16 protein-coding genes and 9 pseudogenes are annotated in these 23,779 nt (G+C 44.0%); 2 read left to right on the top strand and 23 right to left on the bottom strand.

Features of this window, described 5'->3' with window-relative positions; translation table 11 throughout:
* Positions 1 to 128: 128 nt before the first annotated feature.
* The 13 genes and pseudogenes from JCM21738_RS09470 to acpS all read right to left on the bottom strand — a co-directional run bounded on the left by JCM21738_RS09470 (position 129) and on the right by acpS (position 9,488).
* A pseudogene (locus JCM21738_RS09470) lies at positions 129 to 727 on the bottom strand (PP2C family serine/threonine-protein phosphatase).
* Positions 724 to 1,518, bottom strand: coding sequence for an RNA polymerase sigma factor SigB (sigB, locus tag JCM21738_RS09465; RefSeq protein WP_023626319.1), 795 nt, complete (start codon positions 1,516 to 1,518; stop codon positions 724 to 726). Before sigB ends, JCM21738_RS09470 begins: the two are co-directional and overlap by 4 nt.
* Positions 1,496 to 1,969: an anti-sigma B factor RsbW gene (gene rsbW, locus JCM21738_RS09460; RefSeq protein WP_023626320.1), complete on the bottom strand. Its 474-nt coding sequence runs from the start codon at positions 1,967 to 1,969 to the stop codon at positions 1,496 to 1,498. The genes sigB and rsbW overlap by 23 nt, the downstream gene beginning before the upstream one ends.
* Positions 1,966 to 2,298 (bottom strand): anti-sigma factor antagonist, encoded by a 333-nt coding sequence (locus JCM21738_RS09455; protein ID WP_023626321.1) that lies wholly within the window; start codon positions 2,296 to 2,298, stop codon positions 1,966 to 1,968. The genes rsbW and JCM21738_RS09455 overlap by 4 nt, the downstream gene beginning before the upstream one ends.
* A gap of 58 nt (positions 2,299 to 2,356) precedes the next feature.
* The gene (locus JCM21738_RS09450) at positions 2,357 to 3,367 is read right to left on the bottom strand and encodes a PP2C family protein-serine/threonine phosphatase (protein ID WP_023626322.1); all 1,011 of its coding nucleotides are present in this window, start codon (positions 3,365 to 3,367) and stop codon (positions 2,357 to 2,359) included.
* Between the two features lie 11 nt (positions 3,368 to 3,378).
* Positions 3,379 to 3,780, bottom strand: coding sequence for an anti-sigma regulatory factor (locus JCM21738_RS09445; RefSeq protein ID WP_023626323.1), 402 nt, complete (start codon positions 3,778 to 3,780; stop codon positions 3,379 to 3,381).
* A gap of 4 nt (positions 3,781 to 3,784) precedes the next feature.
* A complete protein-coding gene (locus JCM21738_RS09440) occupies positions 3,785 to 4,141 on the bottom strand; it encodes an STAS domain-containing protein (RefSeq protein WP_035209261.1) in 357 nt (118 codons plus the stop codon).
* A pseudogene (rsbRA, locus tag JCM21738_RS09435) lies at positions 4,138 to 4,970 on the bottom strand (RsbT co-antagonist protein RsbRA). The gene JCM21738_RS09440 and the pseudogene rsbRA overlap by 4 nt, the downstream one beginning before the upstream one ends.
* A 688-nt stretch (positions 4,971 to 5,658) precedes the next feature.
* Positions 5,659 to 6,008: pseudogene (locus JCM21738_RS09430) on the bottom strand (type II toxin-antitoxin system PemK/MazF family toxin).
* Positions 6,009 to 6,012: 4 nt separating this feature from the next.
* Positions 6,013 to 6,294, bottom strand: a complete 282-nt coding sequence (locus tag JCM21738_RS09425; protein ID WP_031308192.1) for a CopG family ribbon-helix-helix protein — start codon at positions 6,292 to 6,294, stop codon at positions 6,013 to 6,015.
* Between the two features lie 193 nt (positions 6,295 to 6,487).
* On the bottom strand, positions 6,488 to 7,645 hold the full coding sequence (gene alr, locus JCM21738_RS09420; RefSeq protein WP_023626328.1) for an alanine racemase: 1,158 nt from the start codon (positions 7,643 to 7,645) through the stop codon (positions 6,488 to 6,490).
* 284 nt (positions 7,646 to 7,929) lie between these two features.
* A pseudogene (locus tag JCM21738_RS09415) lies at positions 7,930 to 8,942 on the bottom strand (LolA family protein).
* Between the two features lie 192 nt (positions 8,943 to 9,134).
* The gene (acpS, locus tag JCM21738_RS09410) at positions 9,135 to 9,488 is read right to left on the bottom strand and encodes a holo-ACP synthase (RefSeq protein WP_023626330.1); all 354 of its coding nucleotides are present in this window, start codon (positions 9,486 to 9,488) and stop codon (positions 9,135 to 9,137) included.
* 158 nt (positions 9,489 to 9,646) lie between these two features.
* On the opposite strand from acpS, the gene JCM21738_RS09405 reads away from it, so the two are divergent.
* Positions 9,647 to 10,204, top strand: coding sequence for a rhomboid family intramembrane serine protease (locus JCM21738_RS09405; RefSeq protein ID WP_035209258.1), 558 nt, complete (start codon positions 9,647 to 9,649; stop codon positions 10,202 to 10,204).
* Between the two features lie 125 nt (positions 10,205 to 10,329).
* Here the strand turns inward: JCM21738_RS09405 and JCM21738_RS09400 are convergent, their stop codons facing one another.
* The 9 genes and pseudogenes from JCM21738_RS09400 to JCM21738_RS09360 form a co-directional block, all read right to left on the bottom strand.
* Positions 10,330 to 11,586, bottom strand: a complete 1,257-nt coding sequence (locus tag JCM21738_RS09400; RefSeq protein ID WP_369385698.1) for a PH domain-containing protein — start codon at positions 11,584 to 11,586, stop codon at positions 10,330 to 10,332.
* A 146-nt stretch (positions 11,587 to 11,732) separates the two neighbouring features.
* On the bottom strand, positions 11,733 to 12,215 hold the full coding sequence (locus JCM21738_RS09395) for a PH domain-containing protein (protein WP_023626333.1): 483 nt from the start codon (positions 12,213 to 12,215) through the stop codon (positions 11,733 to 11,735).
* Between the two features lie 101 nt (positions 12,216 to 12,316).
* A complete protein-coding gene (gene uvsE, locus JCM21738_RS09390; RefSeq protein ID WP_023626334.1) occupies positions 12,317 to 13,282 on the bottom strand; it encodes a UV DNA damage repair endonuclease UvsE in 966 nt (321 codons plus the stop codon).
* Positions 13,283 to 13,689: 407 nt separating this feature from the next.
* Positions 13,690 to 15,170, bottom strand: a pseudogene (cshA, locus tag JCM21738_RS09385) (degradosome RNA helicase CshA).
* A 325-nt stretch (positions 15,171 to 15,495) separates the two neighbouring features.
* Positions 15,496 to 16,206, bottom strand: coding sequence for an alpha/beta hydrolase (locus JCM21738_RS09380; protein ID WP_023626336.1), 711 nt, complete (start codon positions 16,204 to 16,206; stop codon positions 15,496 to 15,498).
* Between the two features lie 410 nt (positions 16,207 to 16,616).
* Positions 16,617 to 17,995: pseudogene (locus JCM21738_RS09375) on the bottom strand (UDP-N-acetylmuramoyl-tripeptide--D-alanyl-D-alanine ligase).
* Between the two features lie 71 nt (positions 17,996 to 18,066).
* A complete protein-coding gene (locus JCM21738_RS09370) occupies positions 18,067 to 19,149 on the bottom strand; it encodes a D-alanine--D-alanine ligase (RefSeq protein WP_023626338.1) in 1,083 nt (360 codons plus the stop codon).
* A gap of 564 nt (positions 19,150 to 19,713) precedes the next feature.
* Positions 19,714 to 20,132, bottom strand: a pseudogene (locus JCM21738_RS09365) (universal stress protein).
* Between the two features lie 87 nt (positions 20,133 to 20,219).
* Positions 20,220 to 21,691: pseudogene (locus JCM21738_RS09360) on the bottom strand (SulP family inorganic anion transporter).
* 268 nt (positions 21,692 to 21,959) lie between these two features.
* Here JCM21738_RS09360 and JCM21738_RS09355 point away from each other — a divergent pair.
* Entirely contained in the window at positions 21,960 to 23,237 is a 1,278-nt protein-coding gene (locus JCM21738_RS09355; protein WP_023626341.1) for an MFS transporter, read from the top strand.
* A gap of 157 nt (positions 23,238 to 23,394) precedes the next feature.
* Here JCM21738_RS09355 and JCM21738_RS09350 read toward each other — a convergent pair.
* Positions 23,395 to 23,777, bottom strand: a pseudogene (locus JCM21738_RS09350) (VOC family protein).
* Between the last annotated feature and the right edge of the window lie 2 nt (positions 23,778 to 23,779).

Below are 23,779 nucleotides of genomic sequence, written 5' to 3'. Positions count from 1 at the left end.
CGCTCTTTGACTTCATTGGGCGGACCGAAGCGTCTCGAGGGGCTAGGCGCTGAAGCTAGACACTAATCAAAGTGTAAAAAGTTTATACTTCTTATAAAGTAAAAATAAAACAAAAAGAAGCCCACCGGCTAAAGTAGACTTCCCACAATAAAAGTTGCATCATCCATTGAGTTTGCATATTCGCTTTTAATTTGCTCTGCGATGGCACCAACTGATCGATACCCTTTCAATATCGTTTTAGCGCCGTGGATATTGTCAAAACCGTCTGAGTAAATCAGGAATTTTGACTCTGGCTCATAAACGAATCTCTGGGTATGAAATACCTGCGCTTCCCTGACAGATAGCCTGTTACCGGCAATGGGTATGTCAGCTTGCCATTTGAGGTATAGAGGAAGAAGCGGATATTTCCGACACAGCTGTAAACAAATTCGCGGGTTTCGAAGTAGACTTTGAAGATCGAGACAGCGGCCCCTCTTTTTTGCACCAATATATTGTTGCAATATTTCATGAGCGTATCTACGTCTTCGCGATGGTGTTGCTCTACTACTGAAACGACAGCCGCAGAAGCTTCATGGGCATATTGCCCTGACCCTAATCCATCAGCAAGTACACAGACAAAATAATCATCAGTAGCCGTATAGTAATAGCTGTCACCGCACTCTATTTTACCTTCTTTGATTGTCTGGTAAGCATAAAGTTCTATTTTGTCTTTGAACTGTTGGATCATGTGATGTACTCCGAGTTATTGTTTTCCGCATGGATTGCTTCTTGAAGCTTTTTGATTGCCCTTCTTTGAAGACGTGATACATGCATCTGTGAAATACCAAGCTTGTCACCAGCCTCTTTCTGGCTGAGGTTGTCAAGGTAGGTATATTGGATAATTAACTTTTCGCGTTCGCTTAGTACATGCAGTACTTTTTCGAGCACCATTCTTTGATTGATTTTTTCATAGCCTTCATCAATGTTTCCGACGATATCCAACAGAGTTACTGTTCCTCCATCAGAATCGGCTTCAATAGAATGGTCAACGGATAATGCCTGGTAGCTTTTACCCATCTCCATAGCTTCCAATACTTCTTCTTCAGAAACCTCGAGTGCTTCCGCGATTTCATCTACTCGTGGTGAGCGGTGCAGGTAGGTGGTCAAATCTTCGACAGTCGTCTTGATTTTTGGACCAAGCTCCTTTATCCTGCGCGGTACATGGACGCTCCACGTTTTATCTCTTAAGAATCTTTTGATTTCACCAATGATAGTCGGCACGGCAAACGCCTCAAAGCTTTTGCCAAATGTTTCATCATAGCGTCGGATTGCGCCTAAAAGACCAATCATCCCAACCTGGAAGATATCCTCGTGGAATGATCTTCCTTTGGAATACTTTCTGGCGATTGTTTCGACAAGGTTTTGATAATGAAGAACCAGCTCATTTTGGGCGTCTGCATCCTCATACAGCTGGTAGGCTTTAATTAATTCATTAATCTCTTCTTTTGGCCTCTGCTTAGGTTGAGATTGTCTCTGCATCTCTCTCCACCTGCTCTCCTTCTCGGTACTTGGTCATAAAGACCGTGACGCCCTCTTTGTGATGGATTCTAACCTCGTCCATCAAGGTTTCGATCAGATACAGTCCCAAGCCTCCCTCACGAAGGAATTCTATAGAACTATTCTGATCATAAGGGCCAAGTCCCTGGCGTGCTGAATGGAAATCAAAGCTCTGGCCATTATCTGCAACCATAACTTCTAGCTTGTCTTCATACAATCCGAAACCGATGATGACTTCGCCGTTCTCATTATTTTTATATGCATGCTGTACAGCATTCGTACAAGCTTCACTGGTAGCAATTTTCAAATCCTCAATATCGTCGTAGGAAAAACCCATGCGGCTTGCAATACCAGACAGGGTCAAACGAATGACACCCACGAACTCCGGTTTAGCCGGGATTTTCATTTCAATATAGTCAAATGACTGGTTCATTGCACTCCACCCTCAATCTGGCTGTTTATATCGATAATATCGGTCAAGCCAGTGATTTCGAAAAGTCTCTGCAAACGTTCGGACACCCCAACGATTTTAAATTCACCTTCATGTGCACGGACGTTCTTGAACACTCCTACAAATACTCCAAGCCCTGTACTATCCATATAATTAACCTCCGAAAGGTCAACAACCATATTTATGCCTTCTTTTTCGGACAAAGGAAAAAGCTTTTCACGAAGCTGTGGAGCTGTATATGCGTCAATTTCGCCGCTTACCTTAACTGCTAACTTTGATTCTGTTTCTTTCACATCTATCGAAATATTCATAAATGACCCACCCTTTACAATTCAATTGCTCTTTTGATTTACCCGGTTTGGAACCCTACTAAACATCTCTTTTTAAAATGATTAAGGTAAAATCATCACGCAACTGGAAGTGCTGAAGTTTTTCAAGTTCCCTAAAGATATTATTGACAATTTCCTGAGCATTTAAGTGAATATATTTATTTATATATCCAATTAATGTTTCCTTTTCGACGAAACCTTCTTCCGTCCTGCATTCTGTTACTCCGTCCGACATCAGGATTACCATATCCCCAGGAAGTATTTCTTTTTCATACTGGGTATACTTCGTCCGCTTGTCCACTCCCAATAGTAAGCCTCTTGCGACCAACTCCGAGAATTCTTTCTTCTTGGAATCGTAATAGAAGCCAGGTTCATGCCCTGCGGATGCATAATAGAAGATATTGTTGGAAGGATTGAACATTCCGTAAAACATCGTGATGAACATGCTTGGGTCTACATTCTGCTCAACGACTCTGTTCAGGTTTTCCAAGATGCTGCTCGGACCGAGACGGTTTTCTGGCAGGCTGTCCATCGCATACTTGATCATGGACATACAAAGTGCTGCCGGAATCCCTTTTCCAATGACATCAGCAATTGCTACGCTTATATTATTGTTCTCATCCTGCACAAAATGGAAGTAATCACCATTCATATGTTTAGCCGGAACACTTATCGCCCCGATATCAATTCCAGGCACAGCCGGGATTTTTGTACCAAGCAAGGTTTGCTGAACATTGGCGGCAATCTCCATTTCTGACCTTAACTCCTCTTGCTGATGCCTTAAGCTTTGGTGCTCTCGATAAGCAATGCCATAGCCAATCATCACCTCAAGGAGGATGTCAAAGGAATGTATAATATCTTCCGGAAGTTCAGGATACATCTCAAGAAGCAAGCTTTTATGCACGCTGATGATTTCTTCCGGCGCGATCTTGTGTTCAATCGACTTGCGGCTGAATTTCTGCCCAGCATACAGTGCTTGTTCTGATTGCTCTTTTATATAATTGTCAAGAATATCCCGATACTTTGATTCCATCATTTCTCGGAAATCCATACTTTTTCCCCCTAACGGAGCCATTTAGTCGCTCTGATCTGTGTTCCTTGTCCGGGTACTGAGTCTATGTCGAATTCATCCATAAGACGCTTTACCCCAGGAAGGCCTGCTCCTAGTCCTCCTGATGTTGAAAAGCCATCTTCCATGACTTGGCGTATTTCTTTTATACCTGGACCGCTGTCCACAGCGTTGATTCGCAATCCCGCTTTACCGCCGTCATATAATTTATCGATGCAAATCTGCCCTTTGCCGGCGTACAAGTAGATATTTCTGGCCAATTCACTGATGGCGGTGGTGATTCGCGCCTGGTCAACTATTCCAAAACCAAGCTCTTTCGCAACATTCCGGCCAAGCTGTCGTGCTGCGACGATGTCCCATTCGTTAATGATCGTAACGCAGGATTGGATGTCCATTCACCTATTCCCCCAATTCCTGTTGTAATTTCTCCAAACCTTTTTCTAAATCTAATGCAGTTAGGACATCATCAAGGCCGATCCCTAATTCAATTAGCGTTATGGCAACAGCAGGCTGGATTCCGGTAATGACTACAATCGCACCCATAAGCTTGGACATATTGATGACATCCCCAAGGACCTTGGCGATAAATGAGTCTATGAAGTCAATTGAGGTTAGATCAATGACAACTCCATTGGCACTTGTCTCATGAATTTTGTGGAGCAAGTCCTCTTGGAATTTAAGAGCCGTCTGGTCATCAAGCTCCCATTGTATGGAGACTAACAGACAATCATCTAGCTTTAGAATAGGTATTCTCACTTTGCTCCCTCCAGTGACACGATTTTTTTATTTGTCAGCTCAAGAGCTGCTTCGATTCCTTTTTTCAGGGTATTCTTTGTTGTAAACTGATTCAAGTCGATGCCCAGGTTAACGATGGTCTGTGCAATTTCAGGACGAATACCTACAAGCATGCATTTGGCACCGATGAGCCGGACGGCATCAGCTGCTGGATGATATGATGGGCTACCATAGTATCCACGACGGGTACTCCTGTTATATCGATCAGGACTACCTCAGAACGGTGTTTCACCGCACCCTTAAGCAGATTTTCCATGATTTGCTTTGCACGCTCGGTATCAATCGTACCGACTAATGGCATTACTGTAATTCCCTCAAACACTGGAATGAGCGGTGCCGAAAGCTCCTGTAAGGCAATTCTCTGGAGGGAAACGGTTCTTTCCCATGTGGATGAATATACGCTGACAATTTCATTATTCATCGGAGTTGCCCAGCGGTCAAACTCGTATACGATCTCCATCTGATTCTCCTGCGTCACGACTCCTTCTTTCTGCATGCCTTCAAAAACAATCAAGTTAAAGGTATGAAGGCCTTTCGTGACGAAGGTCAACGGCCAGCCAAGCCTGACAACTTTTTCAGCGAAATCAGTCAGCCTTTCATTATACTCTTCGCTTGTGCCTTTGAAATTCGAAATGATCAAATCAACGAATTCCTTGCTCGTAGATTGAAAAACTCGATCCGAAACAAGGCGGATTACCCGTTCATCCGCTTCTTCTTTTGTCCTATCTATCCATTGATCCAGGATCTCCTGTTTATGGGCCTGGATATAATTAGAAATTATTTTATTCATTCCATCCTCCCCATTCTATCACAACAAAATTTTACATTACCCTATTCCGTCCACTTGTAAACCAATTTTAAAACTGTAAATAAATATTCATAAAATCCCGATTATATATCTCCATTTAATGATAACAGTTTTATTTCGTCAAATAAAATCAACTTGTCGGCAGGATTCAACGGATATTGCATGACGGATATTTTTATTATTCCTATTTTTCTTGGATTCAATTTTATTGCAATAAATTATCGTGCAGGTTTTGGAAATTCGGGTTGCAGATTACCTTGTTTACAGGCGGATTACAGGTTCTTTTCTTGACAGCTTTTTGCTTGATGCTCCTGACCTGTCACGATTCCGGACTTTTCTTGACAGCTTTTCCACTTTCACTGCCAAACCTGTCTTAATTCCAAGCTTTTCTTGACAGCTTTTCCGCTTTCATTGCCAAACCTGTCTTAATTCCGGACGATTCATAACATCTTTGCCGTCCAAACCAGTCCGGGACCCTTGGTTGCGACCGCGCCCCCTACTTCCAAAACCAGCCCAAACTTCCAGGCCCAACTAAAAAAGAGACAAGCCGCTAAGCTTGCCTCTCCACACAGGAAAACATCCGTTTTTATTTTATGGTTATGTATAAGGCCTGCTGGCAGGCCGGGTGTTCGGTTACAAAAAAACGCTCTTTAAAGAGCGTGCTGTTCATTTAGAATTCGATAAGACCTAAACTTACCTGAAGGGCTTCATCCACTTTTTCCATCATTTCGTCATCGAGATGGGTAATTTTATCGGTTAGGCGCTGTTTGTCAATTGTGCGTATTTGCTCCAATAAGATGACCGAATCTCGTTCAAAACCGTACCGCTTCGCATCAATTTCTACATGAGTGGGAAGCTTGGCTTTTTGGATCTGTGCTGTGATCGCTGCGATAATGACTGTGGGACTAAACCGATTCCCGATGTTGTTTTGGATGACCGGAACAGGGCGCACTCCGCCTTGCTCCGAACCAACAACTGGGGATAGTCCGCAAAATAGACGTCACCACGTTTGACAATCAAAGGATTATCCTCCGCTGACTAGACGTTCAACTGTGTGTTCTGCCTCGTATTCTGCTTGAAATGCTTCAGATGCAATGGTCAGATTAATTTTGGCCATTTCCATATAGCCACGTCTCATGGATTCACGAATTTGTCTTTTTTTCTTCTCACGCAAGAACATTTTTGTTGCCTGATAAATAAATTCGCTGCGGTTTACGTTCTCTTGCTTAACAAATCCATCTAGTTCACTTAAAAGATGCTGTGGTAACTTTACCAAAATCTCCGTTGTTGCGCTGGATTCAGACACAAACATACACCTCCACCATCATCACTACATACCATTATTAAGTTCGTTATCTCTCTACCATTTCTAATCTTATCACTATTTATGCAAGATGCAAAGGTAAATCCGCAATTCTTCTGTATTATCCGCCAAAAAAATAGTGAATTATTCAGGGTTTTAGCCAAATTGAACAGGTTTGTTAATTATTGGTTGTCTCTTATAAAAGTGAATTGTTTAAATCGACTACTTTGCCGTCCTGCCTGTACAGACGCGGGACTCTGGAAGAGATGATGCATGGGACTTCATAATTTATTGTTTCTAGCTTGCTGGCAATCTCATTGATTGAGATCGCCTCTTTTCCCTGGCTGCCAATCAGGGTAGCGATTGTCCCGACTGGAACTTCATTCGGAAGCTTCACCATGCATTGGTCCATGCAAATCCGTCCTATGATGGGGGATCTTTTGCCATCGACCAGCACCTCCTGGCCCTGCAGTCTGCGTATCCATCCATCAGCATACCCAATCGGAAGCGTCCCTACCCAAATTTCTTCTGGCGCTTCATAGGTCGCACCGTAGCTGACCTTTTCACCCTTATCCAGTTTCTTCACATGAACGAGCCTCGAATAAAGCGTGAATGCCTCCTGCAAGTCCACCGGTAACTCAGGTTGTATTTCCATTGATGGCGCGAGCCCGTACATTGCAATCCCTACTCTTACAGCGTTGAACTGTGCATCTGCGTGCATCAAAGCTGCGGCACTATTGCTGCTGTGTACGACCAGGGGCTGCTTTTCCATAGAACTTAGCATTTTCCTGAACAAGGCGAGCTGCTTGTTAAAATACGTATCATCCAGTTCATCCGCTGTTGCGTAGTGGGTGTAGATCCCGTGAAGCTGTAATCTCTCATCTTCTTCAATCAGCCTTTCTACTGCCTTTAATTCCTCAATTGACCGAATTCCGATCCGGCCCATTCCTGTATCAATTTTTATATGAAGCATAAGGGTTGTATTCTTTTTCAATACATCCTGCGCTTTTGCCAGCCATTCCTCCTGAAAAACGGTCAGAATGATTCCTTCTTCAGCGGCGATATTCACATCCTCTGGTCTGCTTGCACCAAGTACAAGAATCGGAGCAGTAATCCGTTTTTTTCTTAACGCTAGCGCCTCATCCATGAACGCCACCGCAAGCATGGATGCTCCCGCTTCCAACGCCGCCTCTGCCACTTGCGAATCCCCGTGTCCATAGGCATTCGCCTTCACTACTGCAATAAACTCAACATCTTCAGGCAGATGGCTCTTGATTCCTTTTACATTCATCCTGACACGGTCCAGGTCAACTTCTGCCCATGTATCACGGTAAAAAAATCCTTGCTCATCCAACGAAAACTTCACTTCCTTCAATCCGAACGTTATTTATATTGTTTTATTATCAAACCGAAAGAACGCATTGTCAAATGAATAATATATACGGATTTTTCGAGCAGGAAGTTCGTGGAGGAGGAACGTGGGTTGGACTGCAACACTCTCTTTATTCCGAAATAAATAGATATATTCCTTAAAAACGGATTATATTCCTTAAAATCAGATTTTTTTCCTTAAAGTTTGGTTTTTTCCTTAACCCATAAAAAACAGGCCCAGGTTACACTGAGCCTGCATTCGGAATCTTATTTTTCCATATCAGCCAGAACCGATTTAGCGACCATTTCCAATTCTTCTGGTGATAGGTCTGTTGAAGCCAGCATATAATCGACTCCAAGGTGGTCCATGACACCGAGGTTTCGTTCATGGCACCGATGGTGAATCCAAGGTCGACAGGCTTTCCAGTCATATTGATCGCAGAGGACATTGCAGGCATTGCGTCTGCTTTTTCCTGGATCAGCGTGAATGATTTTTCGCCGTCATATGTGAGCACCACGCGCTTTCCGTTCTCTGTCGTGATTTCTTTTTCATCTATTAATGTCACGCCAGGGATTTCAGCGACTGGATATTTCACTGTGAATTCCTTGTCTTCACCTTCTGCCATAACCGGCACATCAAGCTGTGCACCTGTCATGTTTTTCTTCATATCAAACGCATCTTTGTCAAAGCTTGCGTCGAATTTCACATTGGAAAACTCCACTGTAACCAATGAGTTCCGGTCAGGGTCCATCACCTTGACGCTGACTGGTGCCAGGTTTTTTTTGTTCAGCTTGATTTCCTGGATCGGAAGCATTTTGTTGTTCTGATATCTTGTTTTCGTTTCGAACACATAATGTTCCTTCGTCGCCGAGAATTTCGCTTGCTTATCCTCGAGAATATCCATGATTAAAGATTCGTAAAGGTACGCCTGGCTGCTGTTCTTCGGCCATTCGCTCTGGAATTTGAAGCTTTTGTTAAGGGCAGGCGTCAAAACAAATACTCCTTCTTCATTCCTGAGGATCATCTGGCTCTGGTCCTTCTGGGCATTCTTTAGGTTCACACGGTAAAATGACGGATCTTTATGCCAAATCTCCACATCGTACACTTGCGGCTCGGTACCCATTTGCAATGTCATCTTTGCCTTAGCCTTGTAGCTCTTCAGTTCTTCGAGCGTTCCATCCAACTCCTTAACCACAGATTCCTGTGATTTTGTACCGCAGGCAGCCAGAGCAAATATAACCATGAGCCCGGCGAGAAGCAGCAATAACCTTTTCTTCATTCTTCCAACCCCTTTTAGTCTCATTTAAACGTGTAAAGGGAAAGAAAGGACAGGAATAAGACACTGGCTGCAAAATTGCTTGAGTAGTCTTCGTGCAGCCATGTTCTCGCCGCCCTAGTCTTGTCCCCCTTACTGCATTATGAATATATGAGACAGCTTGGGCAAATATGCCCCCGGGACCCGACAAGCATTTTAAATTTTTTCGATTACCACATGCGCAATAGCGTATTGCTCACTGTGAGAAATAGAGAGATGGACTCCCTCCACATAAGGCTTTGTGACGATGGGTCGTCCATGCGGGTCGGTATCGACTTCAATATCCATGAAGGACAATTCTTTGCCGATGCCAGTCCCCTTCGCTTTTGAAAAGGCTTCCTTCGCCGCCCAGCGACCTGCAAGGAATTCAATTCCTCTCCGTTCATTATATTGTCTGTAGACTTCCCTTTCTTTTTCCGTTAAAACTCGCTCAGGAAAACGTGGCTGCGATTCTACAAGCTTACGGATCCGGCCAATTTCCACGATATCAATTCCCGTTCCGATGATCATTTTTCCACCTCCCTTCTAAAAAAGACGACCTCTGCATAGAAAATAGTGTACAACTTTCGCCGATTAGGGCTATTCTTAAAATCAGGACTTTTACCCGTAGTGAACTCTGTATTTACAAATATCCGATCCGCAAAATAATGAGGACTGAGGAGGTTTCCATGTTTACAAGAACCGAAAGCTTGCGTGACTTCATTAGGCTTTACCCGGTTATTTCAATCATCATTACCATCCATATCTTATTATACTCGCTGACGGCATTGCCAATTTTCCCGAATAAATACCTGTTTGGACTTTTAGCAGGTGTGAACCTGTATGTTGTGAACGGGGAGTACTGGCGGCTTGTCACACCAATTTTCATGCATGCGGGGTTTGGGCATATGCTGTTCAACAGCTTTTCACTCGTCCTGTTCGCCCCGGCACTCGAACAGCTGCTTGGCAAAACAAAGTTCATCCTGCTTTATCTTTTTACAGGCATCGCCGCAAACATCGCTACGCTGATCCTCAAGCCGCTCACATACACACATGTCGGCTCAAGCGGAGCGATCTTCGGGTTGTTCGGTTTCTATATTTCTATCATTATGTTCCGAAAAGCCATGATGTCGCGTGAAAACTCCCAGACAATCATGACGATCGCCATCATTGCCGTGATCATGACATTCGTCCAGTCGAACATCAATATTACCGCCCATATTTTTGGCATGCTTGCAGCTTCCTGACGGGTGCCGCGATTTATCGAAGGTAATACTATTTTAAAAAGCGCCTCAGGGGCGCTTTTTTATTTTAGAGATAATGATTGAATGATTTTCTTACTCAACTGTTTCATGCGAGTACCATTGATAAATCATATCGACATGCTTTTTCTCAAGGTCAATGACTTTGCCGCCAGCGCCGCCATGTCCAGACTTGACAATTGCCTCGACGGTGGCCAGTTTCTTTTTCCGCTGAAAAAGCTTTCTTTGACGCTGAAGGACTGGACTTTATTTTTCCTCATATAGACTGTGTTCTTGACAACATTGCGGTATCGAAAGGTCAGCATTCCCTGATCGAGGCTCCAGCCTGCGTCTTTATAATTAAGGTAAGACCATAACGCCGAGACCGGAAGCAGGATCAGCGCGCCATAGCCCCATGGCTTCAAAAACCAGATGGCTGCGATAATGGCTGGCAGCATGAACAGCCAGCCTTTCAATAAATATCTGCTGCATGCCCGTTTTGATGCGGGTGATATGTTGACCCGGAAGTGATACTCCGTCAAATGCGGTTCCAGCAGGCCGGGGATTTTTCTTTTTTTTACGATTGGCAGGATAAGCACCTTGGAACTTTCCTGGTCAAGCGCCGAGCCTCCTGCACTTTCTACATATGCCGAAGCATAGCCTAGCGGCTGCCTGATGAGATTCTCGCTGATGCGGACAGCCTGGATCCGGTTAAGCGGAATCGTAAACTGGCGCTTTTCCAGCAAACCACGTGTTATGACAAGATCATTATCCACTTTTCTTACGGTGAAATTAGCGTATTTCAGCATCGTGCCAAACAGAGCGAGCATCCACGCAAGCAGGAAACCGAGAAAAACCACGACACTGACAAAAACAACACCGCTTTGGACAAAGTGCTCGACTTCATCAAAAATCTGCTCGTAAGGAATGAATTCTTCAAATTGGAAGACGAACGCAAACACCGCGGAAATGACAACACCGACTCCGCCTGATGTAGTCGAGAGCATCAATAACTCTGAAACCGACATTTTATATAGTAGGTCATCAGCTGATTGCGGCTCTTCTTCTCCTTGCAGTATCTGCCCCGACTTTTTGATGGATACCAAATAGTCATGGATTGCTTGTGCATCCTGTTTTGTGATCGCCGTGAGGACCGCCTCTCCATCCTGCAGCCCCATCCCGCCGGAGCCGGCTGTTTCCACCTTCACCTTCACAAGGCCGAACAGCCGCTGTAAAATTCCTTCTGACAGGTCAAGGCTTTGGATCCGGTCGAACGGAATAAATCGTTTTTTCCTGACAATCAATCCGTATTCAATTCGCAGTTCACCTTGCTCGATGCGATATGTAAATCTGTACCACGACAAAACGCCATAAACTAGAACCAGCACGACAACACCAATTGAACCAAAAAAGTAAAACAGATCCCAATCCGTTCCCCTGCTGCCGAAAACGACGAAAATGAGGAAAGATGATCATTTCCTTCAGCTGGCGCAGCGCATTGACGACAGCGGCAATCGGATGCAGCCTTTTCGGATCAGACATCTTCATCCGCCACCCTTGCCAATCTTGAAATGGAAATTCTTAAATTTTCAGCTTCCTCCATATCAAGCGCAGGTATTTCATGGATGGTCGCAGCTGTCGAAACCGTCACCGTCGATAAACGGTATTTCCGCAGCAAAGGACCTTGCTGGGTATCAACATGCTGGACACGGATCATCGGAATAAGCGTCCTTTTTATGATAAATACACCGTACTGAAGCTCAATTTCCTGCTCCCTCACTTCATAGCGCCAGCGTTTCCAGCGCAAGATCGGCAATAATATGATAAACAAATAACTATATACAATCGCTACAGCTATGGCTGCAGCAATAATCCATTTAGGAAAATTAAAAATAAGCGTAATGGCGATCAGACCGCCCGCTAATACCCATACCACCAGGGAGTGAAGGGTTGCGGCAATTTTCCATACAGTCAATGCCTGCTCGGAAATCCGCTTTTGCGGCTCAGAAATCGTCATAAAGTCTCCTCCCATTTTTCCAATTAATAGCACCTTCCTAAGTATACAACAACAACACATCTGTATGGCACTATATTGGGTGGAAAATGAGAGATCCCGTATTATTTTAACATGAAGCTGCTGCCGTCAATGACTTCAACTTCCGGCATTTGCTTTAGATCCTCAGCAAGTTTGAACAGAGCAAGATCTTTCTTTTTCGCTTCGATCATGCAGTGAATTTCCGGGACAGAGCCTTTCATGCCGTTAAGGAAATCCATGAACATGTCAGCATCCACATATTCAGCGTGCGCCCGAAACTCTTTTTCCGAGCGAGGACTTGAAATATGCATTTTCACTGGCAGCTTCGAGTGTTCCCATGTCTCGACGATCCGCCCCCATTGTTCCTGCCAGTTTATGTCCTCATGATGGGCCAGGTGATGATGATAATCGAACACCAGCGGGATAGCAAGCTTTTCACAAAGGTAAAGCGTATCGTGGAGCGTGAACGAAGTATCATCATTTTCGAGCAGGATCATGTCTTGCAGCCTTGTTGATACCAGTCCCCAATTATGGATGAATTGCTCAAGCGCTTTTTCCCGGTTTTCATAAACGCCGCCAACATGGAGAACACAACGATGCTCGGGGTCGATTTCCATCCCCTTCAATAGTGCATGATGCATCGCAAGCGTCTTAATTGAGTTGTTCAACGTCTCAGTTTTCAACGTATTCAGCAGAACAAAATGATCCGGATGAAAATCAACACGCATCGGATTTTCCTGTAAAAATACCGCTATATCCTTTAATGGTTCTTTTAACGCGCGCATATACTTCCAGTCTGAAAGTTCCTCATGGTTGGCAAGAGGAATCAGCCTCGAGCTCAGCCGGAAAAAGTGAATCTCGTTCGCTTTGCTGTGCCTTAATAGGCGAAGGCAGTTTTCAAGGTTGGAGATCGCGATTCTCTCCAGCTTATTGATGGCCGCGTCTCTGTCTTTGATTCCCTGGAATTGCTTGAAAGTCATCGTCTGTGACGGCGAAGCATTCATCAGTTCCTCGCTCATCGCCACATATCCTAGTTTGACGATCGTCATTTCAGCCACCCCCCGTTTTTATTTGTAGTATGCCCAAGTTGGATAGGTCGAGAATTGTAAAATTAATGCTCAGAGGGAGTGGGTGGATATACCTGAAATGTGGTCGATATACTGACATGTGGTCGAATTATTTCGAAAGGTAGTCGAATTATTTCGAAATGTGGTCGAATTATTCGAAAATGTGGTCGAATTATTCGAAAATGTGGTCGAATTATTTCGAAATGTGATCGAATTATCCCAAATAACAGCTGGTATCTAGCATTTGTTGATGCGAAGTAGCTAAATATTCGATATTAGATGAAAATGACTTATTTAAATGCTCAAAATGTATGAGAGAAGTTAAGCTTTTTGTAAAAAAACCATAAAAAAACCCGGTTTAGTAAAAAACCGGGGTTTTGATGTTTATTTTAGCGTGATGATCTTGATTTGTAGCTGCCGCCTTCTCTGCTACCGCCGCCACTGCCTGTGCGTTTCGTTCCAGAGCGTGGCTTGTAAGGCCTTTTATTGCGTCCATCGCTGCCTCTGTTATCGTATCTTTTGCGGTCTCCTTGAGGCTTCTTGTTTCTGTTTGGAAGAGGCTTTTCCTCAGTAAGCTTAACAGGAGTTGTATCAGGCTCTTTAGTCAGCATTTTCAATACGGAAGCAACAACTGTTTGAGCATCATGATTTTTTAATAGCTCATCTGCAGCCTGGCGGTAGTATTGAAGATTGTTTGACTCGATTGTTGATGTAATCTTGTCAACAACTGCTCTTTGCTGGCCTTCAAGCGCTTGGTCCAAAGTTGGAGCAGTCATTTTATCCATGCGGCGTTTAGTCGTTTTTTCCACTACATGAAGGTAAGAAGTCTCTCTCTGTGTGACAAACGTGATTGCCATACCCTCTTTACCTGCACGGCCAGTACGTCCGATACGGTGCACATAGCTTTCAGGGTCTTGAGGGATATCGAAGTTATAAACGTGTGTTACACCGGAAATATCAAGTCCACGAGCTGCCACGTCTGTCGCAACAAGCACGTCGATTGAACCTTCCTTGAACTTTCTAAGAACTGACATACGCTTCGCCTGCGTAAGGTCACCGTGGATTCCTTCAGCTGTGTAGCCGCGCAGGTTCAACGCTTCAGCAAGCTCATCAACACGGCGCTTCGTGCGTCCGAAGATGATTGCCAATTCCGGAGATTGGATATCAAGAAGACGTGTAAGAACATCGAACTTGTTCTTCTCCTGTACTTCCACATAGTATTGCTCAATCAAAGGAACTGTCATTTCCTTCGCTTTGACACGGACGACCTCAGGGTCCTTCATGAAGCGCTCAGCGATCTTGCGGATTGGTCCCGGCATTGTTGCGAGAACAATAGTGTCTGGCGTTCGCTAGGAATTTTGGCAAGGATTGATTCGATATCTTCGATGAAGCCCATGTTCAGCATTTCATCTGCTTCGTCAAGGATGACTGTTTCAACACTGTCAAGATGAATTGTCTTTCTGTTGATGTGGTCAAGAAGTCGTCCTGGCGTTCCGACGATGATGTGAGGCCCTTTTTTCAATGCACGGATCTGACGGTTGATATCCTGGCCACCGTAAATTGCAAGAACGCCCACTCTCTTGCCAGCACCGATTTTGTATAATTCCTCGGAAACCTGGATTGCCAATTCACGAGTTGGCGCGATGATGATTCCCTGGATGTTATGATTTTCTTTCTTGATTTTTTCCACTAGAGGAATACCGAAAGCAGCAGTCTTACCAGTACCTGTCTGCGCCTGGCCAATCACGTCTTTATTCTGAAGGCTGATTGGAATCGTCTCTGCTTGAATTGGAGTTGCTTCCTCGAATCCCATATTCTTTACAGCTTTTAATGTTGCGGGGCTAATGCCCATGTCTTGAAACATTGTCAACTTTGCTCATTCTCCTTTTTGTTCACATTTATCCCGCACCGGATCTTCCGATGCTTCGTTTTTTAAGTGGCTGTTTAAGGATCCAAACCATTTCTGATTCTGGTTAGTTTATCGTACCTTTACGGCAAAATAGGTGTTAGCACCTTGTGTTTTAAGCAGGGCTGAATCAGCAATGACAACACGCTGAAGCACAGAACCTGAAATATTAGCAAAAAAAGACATTCTCCAACACGGGAGTATGTCCGCTTAAAGGATTTTCTCAGTTAGACACTCAATATTCATGATACCATCTTTAAGAAGGAAAAGCAATTTTTGAGGAATTGCTTCAGCTTCTGACTTCTCCTCTCGGTTTGGAGATTAAAAAGTCGTATATCTCGTTAAATAAGTGTTCTTTTTCATCACAATGACAGATCAGATGTTTGGAGTTCTTATAAAAAATCAGCCTTTTTTCTTTAGCGCCAATATTTTCATATAAGTAATGGGCGCTTTTCGGGGGGACGATGCCGTCACTTTCGCCTTGCGCGATCAATGTAGGCACCTTCACGTCATTGAGAATAGGCTTGATTTTGCTCACAAGCCTGCGAAACTGCAAGGTAGCGGTCATGGGTGTTTCTTTAATTTTTCTTGTGTAACGCTTGAATAACTCATTTTCTGTTAATTTTCCTTTCACCGTGTCCCTCATCATTTCCTTAATGTCAGAAGCAAGCTGTTTAGGATTCACATAATAAGCAGCCGCACTGAGCAGGACAAGCTTATCAACTCGATAATTCGAGGCGAGATAGCTGGCAATCAGCCCGCCCATCGAAAATCCGACGACATACACGGTATCACATTCTTTCAATAGCGCCTTCAATTCATTCTCGGCATGGCGAAGCCATTCATTATGTTTGATTCCCTTCAATCTGAGCTCATCACCATGGCCAGGCAGGGTAGGAACTACTATTTTCCAATCAGTCCTCTTCTTCAACGACTGGGCAAGTGGTTCCACTTCGAACGGTGAACCGGTAAAACCATGTATTAACAGACAACCTATCATAACCAATCACCCATTAGTTTTTCTCGTATTTAATCTTTCCCCATTTTAAAACATTTAACCCGATTTTTCCTGGATTTAGTCTTTTGTAAGCAAAAAGCGGAAGATCCTCGTTCAGCCCCGACAAGCGCTGGAGAGCCGACCAGCGAAGTCGCTCTTTGACTTCATTGGGCGGACCGAAATTGAAATGTATAGCCGACTGTTCAGAAACGCAGAAACTGGAGACTCCGACAAAGAAGCGCTCTTTGCTTCTGCCGGCGGAGTTGAAGTTTCGAAGTTTCTAGGAGACGACACTAGACAAGCGACTCGAGGGGCTAGGCGCTGGAGCTGGATAATGAATACTACATGTAGTTTGCCACCACACCCCAAAACAACAAAATGCCCTTGCTTGCAGGGCATCTTGTTGCGGACTTTTATTTCTGCAAGGCGTGGACGATTTCTTCGAGCGCCATTCCACGTGAACCTTTTACGAGTACGAGGGTTTCGCCTGTTACATATTTTTTTAATTCATTGCTCAGCTGCTGTTTATCCTGGAAGGAAAACGCCCTGTCGTTGCCAAGGACTTCTTTTGCACCTTTGGCAATTGATTCGCTGAGCTTGCCATAGGTGAATACATAATCAATCTTCCCGGCATCGACGGAAGAACCTACCTTGTAATGGTACTCTTCCTCCATGGGCCCAAGCTCAAGCATGTCACCGAGTACGAGGATTTTCCGATTATAACCTGAAAGTTCGGCAACGAGGTCGATTGCTGCCTTCATGGATGTCGGACTCGCATTGTAGGCATCATTGATGATCTTTTCACCTTGAGCACCTTCAGAAAGCTCCATCCTCATATTCGTCAGCTTCAAGCTCGCAAAACCGTCATTCATATTTTCAAAAGGAACGCCCAGGAACTCCGCCGCAAGCATCGCCGCCAGTGCATTCAGGATATTATGGTTTCCGAGTACCGGCAGATAAAAAGTTTCATCCCCGACGTTCGTCTTGAATTTGCTGCCATTTTCAATCGGCTCGATGCTGACCGGATAGAAGTCATTATCCTGCTCGCCCCGAACGTTTTGAGCTCACCATTCCCTGTATAATCCTTCAGTCGTTCTTGTAATAGCGGCTCGTCTCCATGGAATATGATCCGCCCATTCTCCTGAAGGCCGTCGATGATTTCAAGCTTCGCATCGGCAATTGCTTCCCTCGAACCGAGGTCAAGCAGGTGGGATTCACCGATATTCGTAATGATCACTGCATCCGGTCGCCCCATTTTTGTTAAAAATTCAATCTCGCCTTTGCTGCTCATGCCCATTTCAAGCACGGCAACCTCTGTATCTTCACGCAAGCGAAGAAGCGTCAGCGGAAGGCCTAGATGGTTATTGAAGTTTCCTTCGGTTTTTTGCACCTTATATTTTTGCGCCAGCAGATTTGCTGTCATATCCTTCGTCGTTGTTTTTCCGTTGCTGCCGGTAATGCCGACAACCTTAATATCCAGCGAATTGCGGTAGCTTCTTGCCAGTTCCTGCAACGCAGTTGTTGTGTCTTCCACGATGATGATCGGCAAATCTTCCGGAGGGTTTGGTACATCTTGTTGCCATAATGCCGCTGAAGCTCCGCCATTCTGGATGACATCAGCGACAAAGTTATGTCCATCTGTCCTTGCACCTTTAAAAGGGACAAACAGATTTCCCGCTTCTATTTTACGAGTGTCGATTGAAACGCCCTTGATGATTACATCAGCAAATTTGCTTACATCATTTAACGCACCTGCCATTTGGGCTATTTCTGATAATGGTTTTTGAATCATGCTTTTTCCTCCCGAAATAAAGGGACACGGCCATGCCTATGGCTGCCGTGTCTCCCTGGATGATCTATTAGTTAAAAAGTATATTTGATCTTCTGTTTTTCAGTATGACGTTCGATTCCAAGGTTCACAAGCTTCTCAATCAACTGTGGATATTCGATGCCCGTATGCTTCCACAATAGCGGGAACATGCTGAATGGAGTGAAACCAGGCATTGTGTTGACTTCGTTTATTAGCAGCTGGCCATCTTTTGTGAGGAAGAAGTCTGCGCGGACGAGACCTGAACAATCCAGTGCCTTGAACGCTTTTACCGCCATATCCTTTATGTCTGCGTATTGCTGATCTGGGATTTCAGCCGGGATAATCATCGCTGTATCGCCATCTTCATACTTCGCTTTGTAATCATAGAAATCCTTCTTAGGGACAATCTCCCCAACTACCGAGCACTCTGGTTCATCGTTGCCCAGCACGCCGATTTCAATCTCACGTGCGGCGACACCCTGCTCGATGATGATTTTACGGTCGAATTGAAAGGCCTCTTTGAACGCTTCTTCAAGCTCCCGCTTGTTGGAAGCCTTGCTGATCCCTACACTGGACCCAAGGTTTGCAGGCTTTACAAAGCAAGGATATCCCAGTCTTTCTTCAACTTGGATATATACTTTTTCACTGTCCTTTTCCCATTCGCTTCTTAGAGCGGACACATAGTCCACCTGAGGAAGTCCCGCCTGTGCAAAAACATTTTTCATGACGATTTTATCCATGCCTGCAGCGGAAGCAAGGACACCATTGCCAACGTATGGCAGGTTCAATAACTCAAGCAAGCCTTGAACCGTTCCATCTTCACCATTAGGTCCGTGAAGCAACGGGAAGATGACATCAAGAGTCTGGCCGGATTCTGCACCGCCCACCTGGAATAATGCCGGTGTAAATGAAGGAGTCGGCAGGATCGAGTTGTCGGAAAACTCAAGCGCCTTTACATTCTCTGCAGGAGCGCCAAGCTGAGGACCCTTGACCCACTCTCCTTCCTCCGTTATGTATATAGGATAAATCTCGAATTTTTCAAAATCCAATGCCTTCGTCACAGCCAAAGCTGTCTGCATCGATACTTTATGTTCAGCTGATTTGCCGCCGTACAGCAGCCCAATTCTTGTCTTCATAAAAATAGACCTCCAATAAAATTCAATCCGCTTCCTATTTTACCACTTTATTTTTAAATTACGGAATTGTTATCAATTTTTAATAATAACTCTCAAGCTATACTATTTCCTGTTTTTTAAGCATGAAACCTCTGTAGAGTTAAATGTTAACATTCACAGAATAAGTTACCATTTCAAAAGCCTTTTATAGGCGGTCAACCCAATTTCAGCACCTAAATTACCATATGAATAAATTTATGATTCTGTGAATAGGTGAATCTGTTAAAATCATTCATTATCTATATAAATTAAAATACCGGACTGCGTTCCCGGATTCGTTTTACTATTTAAACTGGAATAAACGAAGTTAATTTCCAATTCGCTATTAAATTAGTATTTTCGCTATAAAAATTTATATTTTGCTATGTGAACCTATAAATCTGCTGAATTTTCATCAACAAACAATATTTAAGGCAAATAATAAAGCCTCTCCGAAATAATCTTATTCAGCGAAAAAAAAAAACAAACAGTCAAATCATTAAAATGATCTGACTGCTGATTATATGACTTATATAGTTAGCTATCTTATTTTACAATTAGAACTGGTGCTTTTACTCGCTTAGCAACTTTGTGGCTGACGCTGCAAGAACCATTTCCTGCAGGCCGTTCAAACCGCGACTTCCAAGGACGACGATATCAAATTGATTTTTGTTGGCATAGTCGACAATTGCCGATCCTGGTTCACCTAGCAACCTTTCATACCCGAAATTCAAGCTCGCCTCTTCTAGCATGTTTGTAACCGGTTGGAGCCTGATTTTCCTTTTCTCCTCGACCACTGTTCGGTCTGTATTGTGAAGGACATCTTCCTTGGATGTCTGTCCATCGACAACATAAACTACTGTTATTTCACTATCGCCGCTGAGTTTCGCTAATTCTACTGCTTTTTTCGCTGCTCTTACTGAGTGTTCGGAACCATCAGAAGCAAGCAAGATTCTATTGAACATACTTCTCCCCCTGTTTTATTGTTTATTTTATATATAAAGAAGGCACGCTGATTAGTCAACGTGCTTTATGAAACAAATTATTACATTTTAGTGTCCGGACAGCTTAGCACCTTCCTGTTTATGAACAGCTAGCTTATCAATCAAATGAGAGCTCGGAGCATTTAAGCCATGCAAGCGGACCACTGTGCCATTCTCCCTCAATTTAATGACAATCTTATCGATTGCCGCAACGGCTGAATCATCCCATACGTGGGCATGTGTCAGGTCGATTACGACTTCTTTTGCTGATTCTTTCAAATCGAATGCTTCAATCAAGTCAGTAACAGACGCGAAGAATACCTGTCCGGTTACAAAATATGTTCGGCGATCTACTGCGACGTCAAATGTTGATGTCACCTTCACCTTTGAAATTTCGCCACGAAGAAAATTGCACTTAAGATGATACCAGCGAAAACACCTTTAGAAAGGTCATGTGTAACGACTGTAGTAACTGCAGTGACAACCATTACGATTGAATCCGTAACAGGAGTCTTTGCCATACCTTTAATTGAAGACCAGTCAAACGTTCCAATTGCCACCATGAACATGACGCCAACAAGGGCTGCCATTGGAATTTTAACAACAACGTTCCCTAACGCTAAAATCAGGAATATCAAGAACACACCTGACACTAAAGAAGACAATCTTCCTCGACCGCCAGATTTAACGTTAATTACTGATTGGCCAATCATTGCACAGCCAGCCATGCCGCCGAAACATCCAGCAACCACGTTTGCAATCCCCTGGCCGCGGCTTTCTTTATTTTTATCACTATTAGAATCAGTCATATCATCGACGATTTGGGCAGTCAGCAAAGATTCAAGCAGGCCGACAACAGCTAAAGCCAACGAGTATGGGAAAATAATTTTCAATGTTTCCAGGTTAAATGGGATATCAGGTAACAGAAATACCGGCAATGCAGATGTAAGTGAACCCATATCGCCAACTGTCTTAACACCACTGTTGGTCAAGATTGCAACTAATGTAATTACAATGATTGCAACGAGCGGTGAAGGTACTGCTTTTGTTACACGAGGCAAAAGATAAATGATTGCCAGCGCACCTGCTACCATTGCGTACATGATCCATGTAGCGCCTACGAACTGCTCAAGCTGAGCCATAAAAATCAAAATGGCTAGTGCGTTAACGAAGCCGATCATAACAGAACGCGGAATGAACTTCATGAACCCTGATAGTTTAAACACACCGAACAAAATCTGCAAGACTCCTGTCAAAATCGTAGCTGCCAATAAATATTGTAAACCATGATCTGCAACAAGCGTTATCATCAACAGCGCCATCGCACCAGTCGCTCCTGAAATCATGCCAGGACGGCCGCCGACAATCGCGATTGTCACAGAAATAGCGAATGAGGCGTAAAGTCCCACCATTGGGTCGACACCAGAAATGATCGAAAAGGCGATCGCTTCAGGAATCAGTGCAAGTGCAACGACGATCCCTGCAAGGACATCTCCTTTAATGTTGCCAAACCATTGTTCTTTGATTGAATTAATATTCAAATAAACACCCCTTAATATATTCTAAGGCTTCCTACTTTCAAGCAAGCCAGGTCCGTAACAAACAGGATTTATCATACCACATTTACAAAATCGAGCAACTGCCATTGTAAGCGTTATAACTTCCTCGTTTCTTCTAAAACTGACTAATATCTCTATTTTTCACATATATATAGTAAAAAACCTTGAAATGTAAAAATGTATTTCCACCTTTTCTTCCTGCAAGCTTTTTACTGCAAAATTTTGATATGATGGTCTGGGAGGTTTTGACATGAAGACATCAGGACTATCAGCACCATTCAAAACAAATTTTTATTACGGCTGGGTTATTGTATTTATTGCCGGTCTTGGCGTGTTTTTTTCAGGTCCAGGACAAACATACTCAGTATCCGTCTTTATTGACTCATACATAAAAGATTTCGGCTGGAGCCGCTCGCATGTATCAGCGGTTTACTCACTTGCGACACTTGCTGCCGGAGTCTGTATGTTTTTTGTCGGCCGCTTTGTTGATAAATGGGGACAAAGAAAAATGTCAGTTATTGTGGGCATCGGGCTGGCACTGGCCAGCTTCTGGAACAGCATGGTCGTTAACACCGCAATGCTGTTCATCGGCTTTTTCCTGCTCAGGATTCTCGGTCAGGGTTCGATGACGTTGATCCCAAATACCTTAGTCCCTCAGTGGTTCATCACGAAACGCGGAAAAGCAATGAGCTTTATGGCAATCGGCGGCTTTGCCAGCTCTGCTGTATTTCCCCCATTGAATGCCTGGCTTGTTGCCAACTGGGGCTGGAGCTTTTCATGGAAGGTTTGGGGAATCCTGCTTCTTGTGGTCTTCGTGCCATTGGCCTATTTTTTGATCAGAAACAAGCCTGAGGATATCGGCGAACATCCAGATGGAATCAAGCCTGATTGGATAAATGATCCTGCTGACCCTACCAGAACAATCAAGCCTTTTGAAGAGGTGAACTGGACGGTCCAGGAAGCGGCCAAAACACGCGCATACTGGCTTTTGCTTTTTTGCGTGGGTATTCCGTCTCTCATCAACACTGGACTGACGTTTCACCTAATCTCCATCCTTAAGACGAATGGGATCTCACCGGTAATAGCCGCTCTTGTATTAAGCTTAATGGCTTTAATTGGTTTTCCGGTCACATTGATAGCTGGCCCTCTTCTCGACCGGGTAAAAGTGCAGTATGTACTTGCAGGCATTTTTGCAGGAGAGATCATTTTCATCCTCGTTTTGCTGGCAGCTGATAAAACCGCCATCGCAATCGCTTTCGGGGTATTATGGGGAGTCAGCGGGGGATTCGAGCGAATTACACTGAACTATGTCTGGCCGAGCTTTTTCGGACGCAAATCCCTTGGCAGTATCAAAGGTTCTGCAATGACCGTCACCGTGCTCGGTTCAGCGTTGGGGCCCTTGCCATTCGGACTAGCCTACGATTATTTCAGAGGCTATGAGGAAATTTTGCTGATTTCGATTATACTGCCTCTTTTAGGCATAGCAGCATCACTACTTGCTAAAAAACCCTTGAAGGAAGTTCATTAGGATTTGAGGATTGGCTCATATTAGCTATGTGACCTTTTTGCGGATTCCAACTCATTTTGGGCTTATAGAATCTTTCTATGTAAAACATTTTAAGCACATATAATTCCATCCATGTACAGACAAAGTCCTGCAGTTCAATAAGCTGCAGGACTTTGTTTTACCCAATAGAGGTGCAAATTTCGATATAGTGACCACCTGGATCGGCTGCATAGGCAACGACCTGGCCCCATGGTTTTTCAGTTGGCTCGAGCAGGATCGGGACTCCTGCTGACCTCTGCTTTTCCACTGTGCCCGCAACATCTTCTGTTACGAATCCGAGCTCAAAGGTTTGTTCATTCCTGGCTCCATCTGGAATCGGCAGGTTTGTGATTTCGCGGCCGCTTTCTCTTGTATTCATCGACAGCACTGTGCTCCCGGTTTCGTACTCGATATAGGTCCCAAATTCATTGTGAAGTTTCAGGCCAAGCAATTCACCGTAAAATGCTTTGTTTTTTCCAAATCGGAAACGTATAAAATAACATAACCCATTTTTAAATCCATCA

This window comes from Mesobacillus boroniphilus JCM 21738 (assembly GCF_000517385.1).
Lineage (GTDB): Bacteria > Bacillota > Bacilli > Bacillales > Cytobacillaceae > Mesobacillus > Mesobacillus boroniphilus.
This window is presented reverse-complemented; position numbering and strand designations above follow the sequence as displayed.

What these genes read in the sequence shown, in the direction of transcription:
- sigB (WP_023626319.1), bottom strand. Translation starts at nt 1,518, where the DNA reads ATGCAGAGACAATCTCAACCTAAGCAGAGGCCAAAAGAAGAGATTAAT.
- rsbW (WP_023626320.1), bottom strand. Translation starts at nt 1,969, where the DNA reads ATGAACCAGTCATTTGACTATATTGAAATGAAAATCCCGGCTAAACCG.
- JCM21738_RS09455 (WP_023626321.1), bottom strand. Translation starts at nt 2,298, where the DNA reads ATGAATATTTCGATAGATGTGAAAGAAACAGAATCAAAGTTAGCAGTT.
- JCM21738_RS09450 (WP_023626322.1), bottom strand. Translation starts at nt 3,367, where the DNA reads ATGGATTTCCGAGAAATGATGGAATCAAAGTATCGGGATATTCTTGAC.
- JCM21738_RS09445 (WP_023626323.1), bottom strand. Translation starts at nt 3,780, where the DNA reads ATGGACATCCAATCCTGCGTTACGATCATTAACGAATGGGACATCGTC.
- acpS (WP_023626330.1), bottom strand. Translation starts at nt 9,488, where the DNA reads ATGATCATCGGAACGGGAATTGATATCGTGGAAATTGGCCGGATCCGT.
- JCM21738_RS09405 (WP_035209258.1), top strand. Translation starts at nt 9,647, where the DNA reads ATGTTTACAAGAACCGAAAGCTTGCGTGACTTCATTAGGCTTTACCCG.
- JCM21738_RS09395 (WP_023626333.1), bottom strand. Translation starts at nt 12,215, where the DNA reads ATGACGATTTCTGAGCCGCAAAAGCGGATTTCCGAGCAGGCATTGACT.
- uvsE (WP_023626334.1), bottom strand. Translation starts at nt 13,282, where the DNA reads ATGACGATCGTCAAACTAGGATATGTGGCGATGAGCGAGGAACTGATG.
- JCM21738_RS09380 (WP_023626336.1), bottom strand. Translation starts at nt 16,206, where the DNA reads ATGATAGGTTGTCTGTTAATACATGGTTTTACCGGTTCACCGTTCGAA.
- JCM21738_RS09370 (WP_023626338.1), bottom strand. Translation starts at nt 19,149, where the DNA reads ATGAAGACAAGAATTGGGCTGCTGTACGGCGGCAAATCAGCTGAACAT.
- JCM21738_RS09355 (WP_023626341.1), top strand. Translation starts at nt 21,960, where the DNA reads ATGAAGACATCAGGACTATCAGCACCATTCAAAACAAATTTTTATTAC.